Genomic DNA, 15,286 nt, shown 5'->3' with positions numbered 1-15,286 from the left:
ATGGCCGGGACCAATCGGCCACGCCCCACAGTGATTTGAGGGACTGGCGATGATCGAGTGGTTCGAGGATTTGTCTTTGGGAATGCGCTTCAAAAGTGGAACTGTCCAAGTCTCCGAGCACGATATCAAGCAGTTCGCGGCCAAGTTCGATCCGCAGCCATTTCATCTAGACGATGACGCTGCGCAAAAAACGATTTTCAAAGGCCTCGCAGCATCGGGATGGCACACCGCTGCCATAGCAATGAGCCTTGCGGTTCAAACTCGTCCGTTTGGTCCTCATCCCCTCATTGGTCTCGGAGTTGACGGTCTTCGCTGGATGATGCCGGTGAGACCCGGCGATATCCTGTTCGTCGAAGGCGAAGTTGTTGGCCTCACGCCTTCCAAGTCCAAGCCTCAAGGCACCGTTTTGATCAAGTGGATTGCTTACAATCAGAACGGCGACGCGGTTTACACTTTCACTCCGATTGGTTTTGTGCCGTGTCGGCCGAAAGCGATCTAGACGCGCGGTGAGGCGATCGAGGCGCCCAAGGGTCCGCGGGATGACGGGAACACCGTAGCCCTTGTGGGCGTCACCTATCGCCTTGTCGGATTCGACGCGGCGGAGACCGGCCGTCTGACGCAAGGGCCAGCGAGGCTGCGCCCGGCGGCTACCCTTCGGCTGCGGTCGATCATTACCGGCGGGCGGCTCAATCTTTCCGCGTCCTATGGGCCGACCGGCCGAGGGAAGCCCAATATGGCCGGCTGTGCGGCGGCCGCACTGACTATGTTCCGAACTGCAGCAGAGACCGAAATGACGCCCAATACCCCGTTGAACAAATGCAATCGCGCTATCCGCTCGCACGCTTGGGGCCTGCTGCTTGTGGTCGCGACCGCCGTTGGTTGGGGCCTCGGCTGGCCCACGATGAAGCTCGCCATGCACGATTGGCCGCCGCTGTTCGCCCGCGGTTGCGCCGGGCTGGCTGCCGCGCTCGGCCTTGCCATCATCGCGGTGGTGCGGGGACAGAACCTCTTACCCTCGCGCAGCCTGGCGCCGCGGCTCGCCCTCGGGGCAGCGACTAATGTGTTCGCCCCTATGGGCTTCACAGCCCTGGCGCTGCTGTGGCTTACGGTGGCACAAGCTGCGCTGCTGACTTACTCCATGCCGATCTGGGCGACGTTGCTCGCCTGGCTGATCCATGGGGAGCGCCCCAGGCTGCGAAGTGTGATCGCCCTGTGCCTCGGCATGGCCGGATTGGTCCTCCTTATGGGGGCGAATTTTGGAGGCGGGATCGAAACCTTTCCGGGCGTGGCGCTCGCCCTTGCCGCGGCCATCCTGTTCGCCCTGGGCGCGGTCACCTCCCGGGCGCCTATTCCACTGCCGCCGATGGTCTCAACCGCGTGGCAGATCGGCCTCGGTTCGGCGGCGATGATCGTCGTTGGCTTGACCCTCAACGGGTCGGAGATCAGGCCGCTGAGCTTCGCTGGAGCAGGCGGGCTCGCCTACCAGGCGGTGTGTTCCATGGCTCTCTGTTATCTCTCGTGGTTCGCTGCCCTTGAGCGTGTTCCCGCAGCGACGGCATCGACCGGGCTTCTACTGGTCCCGGTTGTCGGCGCGCTGTCTGCCACTGCGATTCTCGGTGAAGCGCTAGGTTTCCGGGAAATCTGCGCATTCGTGCTGACACTTGGAGGGGTGGCACTGGAGTTGCGGGGACGCAGATGATGGACCGCGCCGCCGGCATGTCGGTTTCGGTCAACGCCTTGGCTTTCCGAATCGCCGAGCCCGGCTGCTTAAGCGCGCAGCGACGCAAACCCACAGACGCAACAGCCGCAACTTTTTTGATTCATTTTGAATTGCTTGTCGCTCCAATTCGCGGCAGGCGGTGATCGCCGAAGTCAGCTTGGGGTGTGCGCCGTGAAAAGGCGGCGCTTTCCAGTGGGTGCAAGTCCCACCCGGCAACCGCTCCAGCCGGAAGCAACCGGAGCAGTCATGGAGGTAACGAAATGGCTGAAGCCTCTGGTTAGCGTGTCACGATATACGGTGACAGCGCGAGTGTGCAGGCCGTAACGCGAGTAAACGCCGAGCAAGCCTCGAAAAGGACGATGCGCAGGCCGACCCGACAACCCTTTCGGGGAAGGCTGATACGGCTGGGTGAATGAGCGAAGCAGTACGCCCAGCCGCTGCGCCGGGGTAGTGGCGACAGCATGTACACAAGGAAAGCGTACGCAACACGGGAGACCCCAGGACGTGGTCAGGGATGATCAACCGGATGCCCGTGAGGGACAGGCCGGGCGCCCTGGGGAGACGGAGAGGTTCGCAGTACCGCTGAAGCCGGGTAATGCCGGGGGAGGGAAGGGACCTCAGTTCAAGACGAACGCAAGACGTAGTGAGGGACCTGGAGATTGGGCAACCTATCAACTCCGAAAAGTGTTCAGAAGCTGCAGACGGCGTTGCACGCGAAAGCGAAGGCAGAAGCCGGCTATCGCTTCTATGCCTTGTACGACAAGATCAGCCGCGAGGACATCCTGGCCCATGCCTATGCCCAGTGCCGCTCCAACAAGGGCGCACCGGGCGTGGATGGGCAAGATTTTGCGGGCATCGACGCGTATGGGGTGCAGCGGTGGCTTGGCGAACTGGCGCTTGCGCTCAGGCAGGAGACTTACCGACCGGACCCCATCAGAAGAGTGTTCATCCCGAAGGCCAACGGCAAACTCAGGCCGCTGGGCATCTCAACCCTGCGGGATCGGGTCTGCATGACAGCAGTGATGCTGGTGCTGGAACCGATCTTTGAAGCCGACCTTCCACCAGAGCAGTACGCTTACCGTCCCGGGCGCAATGCCCAACAGGCGGTGGTCGAAGTGGAAGCGCGGCTGTTCCGAAGCCACCCGGAAGTCGTTGACGCCGACCTCGCGGACTACTTCGGGAGCATTCCGCATACCGAACTTCTAAAGTCGGTAGCGCGCCGGATTGTTGATCGGCGCGTGCTGCATCTGATCAAGATGTGGTTGGAATGCCCCGTGGAAGAAACCGACGATCGAGGAAGGAAGACACGTACGACCGAAGCCCGGGACAACCGGCGCGGCATCCCGCAAGGTTCACCGATCTCACCATTGCTGGCAAATCTCTACATGCGCCGGTTCGTGCTGGGATGGAAGATGCTCGGGCTGGAACAAAGCCTCGGCTCTCGCATCGTGACCTACGCCGACGACCTTGTGATCCTGTGCCGGAGAGGCAAAGCCGAAGAAGCCTTGCAGCGACTGCGCGAGATTATGAGAAAGCTGAAGCTCACGGTCAACGAGGAGAAGACACGAATCTGCAAGGTCCCGGAAGGGGAGTTCGACTTCTTGGGTTACTCGTTCGGGCGGATGTACTCAGCGAGGACCGGCCAGGCACGCCTGGGTTACCGGCCATCAAAGAAGAGCATTAAGCGCATGGTCGAGAACGTCCACGCGCTGACCGACCGATCGGGGACATGGCAAGAAACCACAGAGCTAGTGGGCAAGTTGAACCGCACGCTACGCGGATGGGCCAACTACTTCAACGTAGGCACCGTCAACAAGGCGTATCGAGCGATCGACAACTACACAGCTGTGCGGTTGCGCCGGTGGTTGCGCATCAAGCACAAAGTTAGGCGACGCAAGGGCGGGACTTATCCACTCTCGCACCTCTACGGGCACTTCGGGCTCGTACGCTTAACTGCGCGTGGGCGCGACGTGCCGTGGGTGAAGGCGTGAAGTCTTGTCCGAGAGCCGGATGCGAGAGATTCGCCCGTCCGGTTCGATGAGCGGGATGTGGAAACGGAGTCATGGTTGAACCACTAAGGCACCGCCAGACGAAAGAGGCGGCAACAGATATGTTCAGCCTAAAGCCACCGCGCCACATCTCGACTCTACCATTCGTGTCGCTTTTGACATATCTGCTGCATGTCCGCTTTTCCGGTCCATTTCGGACCTGAAATCGACCTTGCGGAGAACGGGATAGGCGTGATTTAAGATTTCCGAACCGGAGCCTCGAATCATGAGATATGAACTCACGGATTTTGAATGGACTGCCATCAGCCCGTTCCTTCCGAACAAGTCGCGCGGCGTGCCGAGGGTCAACGACCGACGGGTCCTCAACGGCATCTTCTGGGTATTGCGGTCAGGCGCACCATGGCGCGATCTGCCGGAGGGCTTTGGGCCCTACACGACCTGCTACAACCGGTTCGTTCGTTGGCGAATGGCTGGCATCTGGGACTTGATCATGGAGGCTTTCGCCGAAGCCCATGATAGCTCCGTCCAGATGATCGACACTTCAATTGTCCGCGTCCACCAGCATGGCGGTTGCGCGGGAGGTGGCGAAACAAGGCTGATGGGCCGGTCGAGAGGCGGGTTAACGACCAAAATACATGCCTGCGTCGATACTAACGGATTGCCCGTTCGCCTCGAACTGACGACCGGTGAGGCCCATGACAATCGGCTCGTCACCGAGCTGCTATCTGATATGAAATCAGGGGCTATGTTGCTCGCTGATCGTGGATACGATGCAGATTGGATCAGAGAATTTGCCGGTCAGCGCGGTGCATGGGCCAATATTCCACCGAAATCTAACCGCAAAGATCCCATCTGCTTTAGCCCCTATCTCTACCGTGCACGCAATCTGGTCGAGCGGTTCTTCAACCGGATCAAGCAATGTCGGCGGGTCGCCACGCGATATGACAAACTCGCGGCCAACTACCTTGCGTTCATCAAGCTCGCAGCCATTCGGATTTGGCTACGCGCTTATGAGTCCACGCCCTAGGGCAGGGCGTCGAAAAGGATGGTCCGCGCGATATACATCGATCCGTTCGAGCGCCAGGTGTCGGAGACGCGCGTGCCGGAGGTTTGGCACGACCTCCGGAGCAGATACGAAGGTGCCAAACTCGTCCGCGTGGCATACATGCCGTCGGGCGATGCCGTCTATGTCGCCGAGGAGCTCAAGGACGTTGATGAAGCGTTTCGCCTTGGCGGCTCGCACGTTTTCGCAGGTTTCGGACTGTTACTCGGGCGCAAGGGCCGGTTCGGCTTGGTGAGCGACGCTGTCGTCGATCGCCGTGACGTTGCCAAGCTGACCACTTTCGGCCGGCGGTCGGACCATTCCGATGGCCGCGAGCGAATCTTCGGACCGTGCGATGCCGCAAGCTGATGATGCCCGTACCGATGGCCGAGCAGACATCGCCCTTCTGCTGCGCGGCATTTCCGACGAATACTGGAACTCCACGGTAAAGTTTCAAGCGAGCAACCTGATGCTTCGATTTCCCCAGGAGGGCTGCGTCGGCTTCAACGCCGACGTCGTCAGGGAGGCCATTCTGCTCGACATGGACAGAGACTTTCTCTCAGAGATCGTCGGCCGTGAGATGGTGTCCAGGCTGCGCCGGGGATGGCAGCGTACGCCGGTCTGTCTTTGAATCTTAATTTTTGCGGCATCGAGGTCATGGCGGGGCGTCCGATGCGCGTCCTGCGGATGACCGCAAGCAGCAGTGATGTCGCCTCGATCTACGCCTGGCTCCTGCCGCTGCTTCCTTCTAATCGGTCGGAAGAGCCGTCGGCCGCGCAGACATTCGGACCGTGGGATTGGGGTGGTAATCTGGACAGTATCGTTCGGCGAACCTTTCCCAGCGAAAGGAAGGGCATTTCCGGGTACGCGACGAATTTTCGAGAGATGTCGAACGATGGGTTCATCGCAAAGGCGATGCTCATGTCGCTCCGCCATCTCGATAAGTACTATCGGGGCTCGTCACCCGGGGAGGGGTTGAGGCATTGAAGGTGCCGTCCGACTCTCAGCCTACGTATGGTTCAAGCACCGGGGCGGTGATTGGCGTGGCCTGTTGCCGCTGCTTCATCGCTGCCGCCGCGTCATGTACGATCTTCACCTTGTAAACGTCGTTACCGAGGCAGGCGAGAAGCGCCGTGTTCGGCGCCGCGGTGATCGCCGCCTCGTCGGTCAGATTCGCCTTCGCCAGGGCGCAGTAGTCGCCGCGGAGAAGTTCGGCGCCGGCCTCGCGCGCGAGATCGACCGCAGTGGCGGGGATGCCTAGGGTAAGCCGTAACGCGAGCCGCCCGACGCGGTCCTCTAGGTCGAGCTCAGGATTGAGGATCTCGGCGACCCTGCCCGTCGTCGCCACCAGGTCGGACGTTCTGTTGGCGACGCTTCTGATTGGACCGGACGCACCACCGAAGGCACCGCCGAACTGGCCGATGATTCGCTCGATGTCCGACATCGGACGTCCGGACACGAACAGCAGACAGGACACGGCTTTCTTCGCCCGGATCGTTGACGTGTGGGAATCCTGCACCTCCCTGCGGAATGCGCTGAGCGCGGCACCGCCCGTCAGTTGCGACCGCAGCTCGTTCACCCAGAATTGGGGCTCCTTCTGCGTGCTCTTTTTGTTGATCGGAAAGAGCAGGTCGTCCAGTTCGACCGTGATCTGCGTGGCGGCGATCAGGTCGGGGTCCGTGAGTTGCCCGGCCGGAATCTGACGCAGGCATTCGACGAGCCTGACGATCGACGTAACCTCGGTCGCGCTCTCGCCGGCAAGGCGGCCGAGATCGGTGAGCACGTAGAGGCCGGCCGCATTCGAGATCAGGCCGTTACTCTCCAGATCGTGCAGGGCACTGAAGAGATCGTTGCGATCCCACTTCCAACCCACGTGCGTTCTCGCGGCCTGAAACGCGCCGAAGCTCGACTCCAGAAATTCGACGATGGCCTCGCTCGACACGCCTTTGGGGCTCAGGCGGCTGAGCGAGGTGACCACGCGCACGATTAGCGACCTCGGGTCGGTCGTGGCGTCGAGGAATTTGGAGACGAGGTCTTCCGGCGTCTTCGTTACGTAGCGATTCCAGAAGTCGTATTCGGCCCGGGGATCGGTCGCCAGCAGATAGGACGTTCCTTTCTCCGCGAAGCCAAGCCGTCCGGCGCGGCCGACCAAGTTCTTGTACTCCGCCACTGAATAGGGCTCGTCGCCCGGATGCATCAGTCCGACGATCACGACCGACGAGGCGGGCGTGTTGACGCCCATCGCGAGCGTCGTCGTCGCCGCGATCACGCGCAGCCCGGAGCCGGGGCGACGGAATTCCTCCTCGATCACACGGCGTTCTTCCGGCATCAGGTCGGCGTGATGGAATGCCACGCCACCCGCCAGCGCCTTGCGGAGATCGGCGTTCGCCAGCGACGCGTCGGCGGCCGGCAACTGGTCGAGTGCCGCCTGCGCCGCCGGAAGGCCGAGCTCTTCGGCCAGGTATCCCGCGGTACCTCGCGCTTGTCCCTTGATCTCTCTGAAGACGATGATCTGCTGCCCCTTGCTCACCAAGAGCCGGACGAGCGGCACGACCCAGTCCTGGCTCGTCCCCTTGCGGTATTCCTGCCGGATGATGGGCCCCTCGACCTTTTCGGCTCCCGTGGCCGGATCGACGAAACGGAACGTGCCGTCGGCGCGCAGCACGCCTTCGTCGAGCGGCACGGGTCGTTCCGTGCGGCGTAGCAGCCGGCCGCCCAGCCAACCTTCGAGGCCGTTCGTGTCTCCGATGACCGCCGACAGGGCGATCGTCTGCGGTTCGATGCCCTCGCGCCGTCGCATCCTGATGAGCGTCAGCAGGAATTCCAGGTTGGCGCCTCGGCTCTCGTCGGCGATCATCTGCGCCTCGTCGATGACCACGACGCCGGCGCCGGCCAGCACATGCGGGAATGTGAGGGCGATGGCGGCGAACTTCTCGTAGGTCAGCAGGGCCACGTCGTATTTCCCGCGCAGGACCGGCGATATGTCGTCGGTCTCGCCGGTCGCCTCCACGGTGCGGATCCCGAACGATCCGTAGACCGAGTTGAAGTGCCGGCGCTTGTCGGCGACGAGGGCCTTGAGCGGCAGCAGGAAGATCGCACGTCGCCGATCGAGTACGGCTCGCAACGCCGCGAGTTCGCCGACCATGGTCTTGCCGCTCGAGGTCGGCGCGGAGACGACAAGATGCTCGCCATTGAGGACGCCGTAGTCGTTGATCGCCGATATCTGCAGGGCGTTCAGCGATGGGATGGCCTTCGCCCATGCTTCGACGAGTTGCTGGGGGAAGCCGGCGGCCTGCAGGCTCGTCAGGTCGCCGGTGACCGCCGATGCGCGACGGTCCGGAAAGGCCGCGGCGAAACGTTGGCCTTCGGTGAAGATGGGCCAGTGCAGATCGCCTTCGATCTTTCCCTTCATGGTCGGATGCTGCTGCAGGCCGAACTGGGCGGCTGCCGCAGAAACACGGGCTGAGACGTGATCGAGAAGCCGATAGACGGGGATTCGCGAGCCGAGCGTGACCTCAACCGCGCCCCTTAGGGCCTCGATGAGGAAGAGGGTCAAGAATCCGTGGCCGTGCTTGACGTTTTCGTATGCGGGTTCGTCGGACCGGGAAGCGGTGAATATCAGCCTTCCGTCGCCGGCGATCTGGTCGAGTTTGACTTCGGCCGACCTGAGATCGCGCGGTTTGACGTCGGTCTGTAGAACCTTCGAACCCAGGCCGCCCGAGAAGCAGCAGTCCAGGAAGAAGACGAGCCGCCGGGCCGGAATGCGGCTGAACCATTCCTGGAGCAGATCGAGCGGCACGGCCGTGGTCGACAGATCTCTGGGGTCGGCGTCGTGCGGTATCAGTTCGTGCGTCTCCGATCCGTGTCCGGAGAATCCGATGACGACCGTGTCGTCGCCATCGCAGTCCGCGAGCGAGGCGAATTCGGATTCGATCGCCGCGCGGGTGGCGTCCGCGTCAGTCAGCAGACGCGAGTTGCCGCCCAACGTATCGGCGAACAGCGCATCCAGCGCCGTGGCGTCGCGCCGCGCGCAGCTCAACTCGCCGATGGCAGGCGACCGATAGCGATCGATGCCGATGAACAATCCACGGAACGCCATGACTTACCTCACTCCGTTCGGTCTTGCCGTTTCGTTCGACACGCTGTCGACGAGGCGGGGCGTTGCGCCCGCTTTGCTTATGATTTGGACGGCGGTTTGACCCCGCTGCCCGTGGTGGGCACGGCGGGCGTCGAACCGGTCCCAGGTTGATGTCCTCCCTGCGGATTCAGCGGCTGGTGGATCGCGGCGGGCTGATAACCCTTGTTGCTGAGGCTGGGCGGCGGGGCGGGCTTGTAACCGTCGTTCGTGCGCGACATCGTCAGACTCCTTTGGGATTCCAGATTTGGACGTGCTTAATCTCTTTCGAGGGGATGAGGATGGCGAGTTGTTCGGGCCGTTTTTTCCAGGAGTCGCCATCCAGATCGTAGATTTCCTGGAGAAAGAGGTCGCGTTCGGTCGGATCCGACGATGCGAAAGAATGGTTGCCGTAGATGCCGCTGACGGTCGAACCGTCGGAAAGCGTCACCATCACGAAATGGTCGCCGCGCAAGCGGGCGAATGCGTAGTCCCATGCGGAAGGGGTGGCGTGGACCGGGTTGACTCCGAAGGAGTGCAGGAGCCGCCGGAAGATGTCGTTTTGACCGAGAATTCCGAGCGCAAAGCCGATGACCGCGGGAAGCACGATTATCAACGCCAGCCACGCGAAGATCTTCGCGCGGCCAGGCTCCTGGATCGAGAGAACGTATTCGACGAGCGGCGCGGCGAGACCATAATAGAGTACAGTCAGGGCGAGGTAGCTCACCACGTTTTCCGATAGCGAACGCACTCTTCCGGTAAAGAATTGCGCGCGGACGAGCGTGATTATCATGCCAGGCACGATGAAGCCGAGCACCAAGTAGACAGATTCGACGCTCTTCAGATCCGGCACCGCATCCTCCTATCGTCGGTCGCGATTCGGAGCGACGTCGTGACATCGTCGCCGGGATTTCTACAATCAGCTCAAGCCATTTGCCTTCCTGAGTTGATTCACGATTCGTTCGAAACGCCATTACGCGGCGCCAAGAAACGACGCCGCGCACCGTCGAATTCCTATTCGGCCAAGTCGCCGTCCTGAAAGCGATCGTAGATCGTGTCGCAGGTCTGGCACATGAACTTGTGGCCCACCGGAAAGACCGTCTGCCGGTTGCAGACCGAGCAGCAGTCCTTCATGAAGGTTGGCGCCGGCGGCTTCGGCGACATGGATCTGATGACTTCATCAGCCGTCCGGCGGACGTGTTCGGCCGACGCGGCACGATCTTTCTCGGACTGTAACTGGTCGAAGTAGATCTCGGCCGACTGTCGGCTCACGCCGAAGCGCACGGAAATCTCGTCGACGGAATTCAGCGTGCGTGCGACGGCGTCGTTGATCAGGAAGGCGGGCGCGAAGACGCGGGCGTGATGCTCGGCCAACTCATAGGCCGATATCCACTTGGGTGTGACGTTGCGGTTGGTCTTCCGGGCCATGACGGCTCCGGCGGAGAGCTTCTCGAAGTGCATCACCGCGTGACCAAATTCGTGCGCGATCGTGTTGCGCGCGTATCCGTCCCCGAGAAATGCGTCGTGACGGATCCGCCTCGATATCTGAATGACGATGGTGTGTCCGTCGTAGCTCGTCAGACCGGCATTACCTGCCATCTTGTCGTCCGAGACGATGTCGAGCCGTAACGGTTTGACGCCTTTGACCGTCCAAATCTCGCGGCGGCTGGCGCAGTCGATGACGTCGACGTGCTCGGTGTCTGCGACACCGAAGAAGGAGCGGAGCTGCGCCGCCAAGGCACGCACTTCCGAGTTCTTGCGCGGTACGTCTTTGTAATCCTCGTCAGACATCTTTTCAGCCCCGTCCGGCTATTCCCCCCAAAATAGCCCGTTGACCAACAATGTTCGCTCGATCCAGTGCGCTTGACGCTACGGCTTCCGCCATTTGTCGGGCGAACCGCCGGTAGTGTTTCGGACCCGCTCGACATGGGGCGAAACCCCTGGGCCCAATTCCCGCGCCCGCTCGATGGCTTCCGCTTGCGTCGGCAGCACCGCGCTGGCGCGCTCCGAGTTTGCTCTCCGAACCGCGTAGTCGCCTTGCGGTCTCCGTTCGACGTAGGTCCTCTTGTCAGCCATTTCGGCCTCCATGCTCGCCGGCCGGGCGAGGACGGTCGGCCCGATCTAGCGGGCCTGGTCGTGCGAAATCCCAGCAAAACACGGGGTTTTCGTAGCGCCGGGGGCGAGAAAAGCCCCCGGAACATCCTTTTGGGGTGCAAGGCGATTCTTCGGACCTATTGCCGCCGGACCCGGTCGCGTGATCGGAAAAATCGAAGCGAAAACAATCCCTTGTGCTTGTGTCCGAGATGTTCGACATAAACCCGGCATCCCGCTATCGTCTTCCGGTTGTATCGCGCGATGCACCTAATTGGGGTGCATCGCGCGATTAATTGGGGTGGAATGCAGTCTTTTGGGGTGCGTTACACTTGTCTAGGTGCTCACGAACACCCCGTCGTCGACCCGCACGTATCGCACTTCATGCACGTCCCATTCCGCACCAGTGTGAAGTTGCCGCACTCCGAGCACATCTCGCCTTCGTAGCCTTTTGCCTTGGCTTCGGCGCGGCGTTCGGCCTTGCTGGGTGCTGCGGCGGCTGCGGTGCCGGCCTTGGTCCATTGCAGGGCTTCGAGCTTCTCGGTCGGCGAGAGGTCGTGGCTCACTTCCTGCTTCAGCGCGACGGCGCCTTCCAGGGTGTCGGAGACGCCGCGCGCGCTTGTGCCGTGCGAGGCCAGCGAGGTGACGCGGGAGCCGCCCGAGGGGGCCTGGTCGGAGTTCGCGCTCACCGCGGCCGAGCCGCCGCGCATGATGACGAGGTTGTCGGTGCGCGAGCGGGTCAGGCCCTTCGACAGGTACTTCGTTGCCTGCTGGCCCTGGTTGTCCGGATCCTTGCCTTCCCCGACGCCCTTGCCGAGCGCGTCGAAATTGCTCTCGGTGGGATCGACATGGGCGAGGTCGAAGCGGCTCATGTAGCTCACCGCAAGCTCGCGGAAGACATAGTCGAGGATCGAGGTCGCGTATTTGATGCTGTCGTTGCCCTGCACCGGGCCCGCCGGCTCGAAGCGGGTGAAGGTGAAGGCGTCGACATATTCCTCCAGCGGCACGCCGTACTGGAGACCGAGCGAGACCGCGATCGCAAAATTGTTGATGAACGAGCGCAGTGCTGCGCCCTCCTTGTGCATGTCGATGAAGATCTCGCCGATCCGGCCGTCGTCATATTCGCCGGTGCGCAAATAGACCTTGTGGCCGCCGACCACCGCCTTCTGGGTGTAGCCCTTGCGGCGATCCGGCATCTTCTCGCGCTCGCGCATCACGACGATGCGCTCGACCAGCTTCTCGACGATCTTCTCCGAGACCTGCGCGGTGCGCGCCGCCATCGGCTTCTCGTAGAGTGACTCGACCGCATCCTCTTCGTCGTCCTCATCGGAGATGAGCTGCGAGTTGAGCGGCTGCGACAGTTTCGATCCGTCGCGGTAGAGCGCGTTGGCCTTCAGCGCGAGCTTCCACGACAAAAGATAAGCGGACTTGCAGTCCTCCACCGTGGCGTCGTTCGGCATATTGATGGTCTTGGAGATCGCGCCCGAGATGAACGGCTGTGACGCCGCCATCATCCTTATGTGGCTATCGACCGAGAGATAGCGTTTTCCAATTTTGCCGCAGGGATTGGCGCAGTCGAACACCGGGTAGTGCTCGGCCTTCAGATGCGGGGCGCCTTCGACCGTCATCGCGCCGCAGATGTGGACGTTGGCGGCCTCGATCTCGCGCTTGCCGAAACCGACGGCGGCAAGCAGGTCGAAGCCGGGGGCCGCGATCGCTTCCGCGCTGATGCCAAGCGTATCGCGGATGAAGTCTTCGCCGAAGGTCCACTTGTTGAAGGCGAACTTGATGTCGAACGCGGTCGGCAGCGCCTTCTCGACTTTTGCAATGGCCTCATCCGTGAAGCCCTTCGTCTTCAAGGTCGAGGCGTTGATGCCGGGAGCATTCGACAGCGAGCCGTGGCCGACGGCGTAGGCCTCGATCTCGGCGATCTCGCTCTCGCGATAGCCGAGCGCGCGCAGGGCCGCCGGCACCGCCCGGTTGATGATCTTGAAGTAGCCGCCGCCGGCGAGCTTCTTGAATTTCACCAGCGCGAAATCAGGCTCGATGCCGGTGGTGTCGCAATCCATCACGAGGCCGATGGTGCCAGTCGGCGCCACCACCGTGGTCTGCGCGTTGCGATAGCCGTGCTGTTCGCCGAGCGCCAGCGCATCGTCCCAGGCGAGCCTGGCGTGGCTGACGATGTCGGCCTGCGGGCACGAGGCATGGTCGAGCGCCACCGGATTGACGGCAAGCGCCTCATAGCCGCGGCTTTCACCGTGGGCGGCGCGGCGGTGGTTGCGGATCACGCGCAGCATGTGCTGGGCGTTCTTCTTGTAGCCGGGGAAGGTGCCGAGTTCAGCCGCCATCTCGGCCGAGGTCTTGTAGGCGATGCCGGTCATCACAGCGGTCAGCGCGCCGCAGAGCGAGCGGCCTTCCTTCGAGTCATACGGCAGGCCCATGGTCATCAGGAGACCGCCGATATTGGCGAAGCCGAGGCCGAGCGTGCGGAATTCGTAGGACAGTTCGGCAATGGCCTTCGACGGGAACTGGGCCATCATGACCGAGATTTCCAGCACGATGGTCCAGAGCCGGCAGAGGTGCTCGTAGGACTCGATGTCGAAGCGGCCCCCACCCATCCCTCCCCCGCCTGCGGGGGAGGGATGGGAGGGGGTGTAGAAGGTGAGGAGGTTCGCGGAGGCGAGGTTGCACGCGGTGTCGTCGAGGAACATGTATTCCGAGCACGGATTGGACGCGCGGATGTCGCCGGACGCCTTGCAGGTGTGCCAGTCGTTCATCGTGGTGTTGAAGTGCAGGCCCGGATCGGCGGAGGCCCAGGCGGCGTGGCCGATCTTCTCCCAGAGGTCGCGCGCCTTCAGCGTTTTCGTCACTTTCCTGGTGGTGCGGCCGATCAGGTTCCAGTCGCCGTCGGTCTCGACAGCGCGGAGGAAATCGTCCTTCAGCGAGACCGAATTGTTGGAGTTCTGGCCGGAGACGGTCAGATACGCCTCCGAATCCCAGTCGGTGTCGTAGACGTCGAACTGGATGTCCTTGTAGCCCTGCTTGGCAAACTGGATCACCCGCTTGATGTAGTTGTCGGGCACCAGGCTGCGGCGCGCGAGCTTGATCTCGCGGCGGAGCGCCGGGTTCTTCTCGGGGTCGAAGCAGTCGTCGCCTGAACCTTCACAGTTCACGCAGGCCTTCATCACGGCCTTGAGATGCTTCTGGTTGATCTTGGAGCCGGTGACGAGCGCGGCAACCTTCTGCTCCTCCTTCACCTTCCAGTCGATATAGGTCTCGATATCGGGGTGATCGACGTCGACCACCACCATCTTGGCCGCGCGGCGCGTGGTGCCGCCGCTCTTGATCGCGCCCGCCGCGCGGTCGCCGATCTTGAGGAAGCTCATCAGGCCGGACGAGCGGCCGCCGCCGGACAGCCTTTCACCTTCGCCGCGCAGCCGCGAGAAGTTGGAGCCGGTGCCGGAACCATACTTGAACAGGCGCGCCTCGCGGACCCAGAGGTCCATGATGCCGCCCTCGTTGACGAGGTCGTCACCGACGCCCTGGATGAAGCAGGCATGCGGCTGCGGATGCTCGTAGGCGGATTTCGATTTGGTCAGCTTGCCGGTGAAGGGATCGACGTAATAGTGGCCCTGGCCGGGACCATCGACGCCGTAGGCCCAATGCAGCCCGGTGTTGAACCATTGCGGCGAGTTCGGCGCGACCATCTGCTTTGCCAGTTGGAAGCGCAGTTCGTCGGAGAAGGCGAGGGCATCTTCTTCGCTCGAGAAATAGCCGCCCTTCCAGCCCCAATAGGTCCAGCAGCCGGCGAGGCGATCGAACACCTGCTTTGCCGAGGTCTCGCCGACAATGCGCTCGTTCTCCGGGAGAAGCGCCAGCGCCTCGGTGTCGGGCACCGAGCGCCACAGCCAGGACGGCACGGTCTCTTCCTCGACCTTCTTCAGCCGCGCGGCGACGCCCGCTTTGCGGAAGTACTTCTGCGCCAGCACGTCAGAGGCGACCTGCGACCAGAAATCGGGGACCTCGACGTTCTCGGCCCGGAACACGACCGAGCCGTCGGGATTTCGGATCTCCGATGTGGTCAGCCTGAAATTCATCCCGGCGTAGGGGGATTGTCCGCTGGTGGTGTTGCGTCGTTCGATTCGCATGGTCGGCCCCGTCTCTTCTTCTCTGCCCGGTCCCGCGTTTCTCGCGAGTTTGCCGGTGATGTTTTCCTTGAGCGAACTCCGGAATAGGCGAGATCGACTCGCCCTCCCGTCATTCGCAGCTCAGCCGGTGGTCCCGGCCTGTTTCTCTCGATCCGCGCGATC

14 protein-coding genes are annotated in these 15,286 nt (G+C 62.3%); 8 read left to right on the top strand and 6 right to left on the bottom strand.

Annotated features, from left to right (window positions below; all coding sequences use genetic code 11):
- Positions 1-43: 43 nt before the first annotated feature.
- The 8 genes from ACP2YO_RS26130 (at position 44) to ACP2YO_RS26095 (ending at position 5,758) form a co-directional block, all read left to right on the top strand.
- On the top strand, positions 44-499 hold the full coding sequence (locus tag ACP2YO_RS26130) for a MaoC family dehydratase (RefSeq protein WP_195804748.1): 456 nt from the start codon (positions 44-46) through the stop codon (positions 497-499).
- A 291-nt stretch (positions 500-790) separates the two neighbouring features.
- Positions 791-1,699, top strand: a complete 909-nt coding sequence (locus tag ACP2YO_RS26125; protein ID WP_426434051.1) for a DMT family transporter — start codon at positions 791-793, stop codon at positions 1,697-1,699.
- On the top strand, positions 1,696-1,863 hold the full coding sequence (locus ACP2YO_RS26120; RefSeq protein ID WP_426434050.1) for a hypothetical protein: 168 nt from the start codon (positions 1,696-1,698) through the stop codon (positions 1,861-1,863). Before ACP2YO_RS26125 ends, ACP2YO_RS26120 begins: the two co-directional genes overlap by 4 nt.
- A gap of 609 nt (positions 1,864-2,472) precedes the next feature.
- Positions 2,473-3,711 carry a group II intron reverse transcriptase/maturase gene (gene ltrA / locus ACP2YO_RS26115; RefSeq protein ID WP_426434049.1) on the top strand — a complete coding sequence of 413 codons (1,239 nt, stop codon included), beginning with the start codon at positions 2,473-2,475 and terminating at the stop codon, positions 3,709-3,711.
- Between the two features lie 283 nt (positions 3,712-3,994).
- Positions 3,995-4,756 (top strand): IS5 family transposase, encoded by a 762-nt coding sequence (locus ACP2YO_RS26110; RefSeq protein ID WP_426434048.1) that lies wholly within the window; start codon positions 3,995-3,997, stop codon positions 4,754-4,756.
- Positions 4,757-4,774: 18 nt separating this feature from the next.
- Positions 4,775-5,140 carry a hypothetical protein gene (locus ACP2YO_RS26105; RefSeq protein WP_426434047.1) on the top strand — a complete coding sequence of 122 codons (366 nt, stop codon included), beginning with the start codon at positions 4,775-4,777 and terminating at the stop codon, positions 5,138-5,140.
- Positions 5,127-5,402, top strand: coding sequence for a hypothetical protein (locus ACP2YO_RS26100; RefSeq protein ID WP_426434046.1), 276 nt, complete (start codon positions 5,127-5,129; stop codon positions 5,400-5,402). The genes ACP2YO_RS26105 and ACP2YO_RS26100 overlap by 14 nt, the downstream gene beginning before the upstream one ends.
- Positions 5,375-5,758, top strand: coding sequence for a hypothetical protein (locus tag ACP2YO_RS26095; RefSeq protein WP_426434045.1), 384 nt, complete (start codon positions 5,375-5,377; stop codon positions 5,756-5,758). Before ACP2YO_RS26100 ends, ACP2YO_RS26095 begins: the two co-directional genes overlap by 28 nt.
- Before the next feature lie 16 nt (positions 5,759-5,774).
- On the opposite strand, the gene ACP2YO_RS26090 is transcribed toward ACP2YO_RS26095, so the two are convergent.
- The 6 genes from ACP2YO_RS26090 to ACP2YO_RS26065 form a co-directional block, all read right to left on the bottom strand.
- Entirely contained in the window at positions 5,775-8,870 is a 3,096-nt protein-coding gene (locus ACP2YO_RS26090; RefSeq protein WP_426434044.1) for a DEAD/DEAH box helicase, read from the bottom strand.
- A gap of 77 nt (positions 8,871-8,947) precedes the next feature.
- The gene (locus ACP2YO_RS26085) at positions 8,948-9,127 is read right to left on the bottom strand and encodes a hypothetical protein (protein WP_426434043.1); all 180 of its coding nucleotides are present in this window, start codon (positions 9,125-9,127) and stop codon (positions 8,948-8,950) included.
- A 2-nt stretch (positions 9,128-9,129) separates the two neighbouring features.
- Positions 9,130-9,738, bottom strand: coding sequence for a DUF6338 family protein (locus ACP2YO_RS26080; RefSeq protein WP_426434042.1), 609 nt, complete (start codon positions 9,736-9,738; stop codon positions 9,130-9,132).
- A 161-nt stretch (positions 9,739-9,899) separates the two neighbouring features.
- On the bottom strand, positions 9,900-10,676 hold the full coding sequence (locus tag ACP2YO_RS26075) for an ImmA/IrrE family metallo-endopeptidase (RefSeq protein ID WP_426434041.1): 777 nt from the start codon (positions 10,674-10,676) through the stop codon (positions 9,900-9,902).
- Between the two features lie 78 nt (positions 10,677-10,754).
- Positions 10,755-10,961, bottom strand: a complete 207-nt coding sequence (locus tag ACP2YO_RS26070) for a DUF2188 domain-containing protein (RefSeq protein ID WP_426434040.1) — start codon at positions 10,959-10,961, stop codon at positions 10,755-10,757.
- 359 nt (positions 10,962-11,320) lie between these two features.
- Positions 11,321-15,124 (bottom strand): vitamin B12-dependent ribonucleotide reductase, encoded by a 3,804-nt coding sequence (locus tag ACP2YO_RS26065; RefSeq protein WP_426434039.1) that lies wholly within the window; start codon positions 15,122-15,124, stop codon positions 11,321-11,323.
- Positions 15,125-15,286: the final 162 nt, after the last annotated feature.

It is taken from the genome of Bradyrhizobium genosp. P (assembly GCF_049949265.1).
In the GTDB taxonomy this organism is placed as follows: Bacteria; Pseudomonadota; Alphaproteobacteria; order Rhizobiales; family Xanthobacteraceae; genus Bradyrhizobium.
The sequence above is the reverse complement of the archived record's forward strand: the minus strand, read 5'-3'. Positions and strand labels throughout refer to the sequence as shown.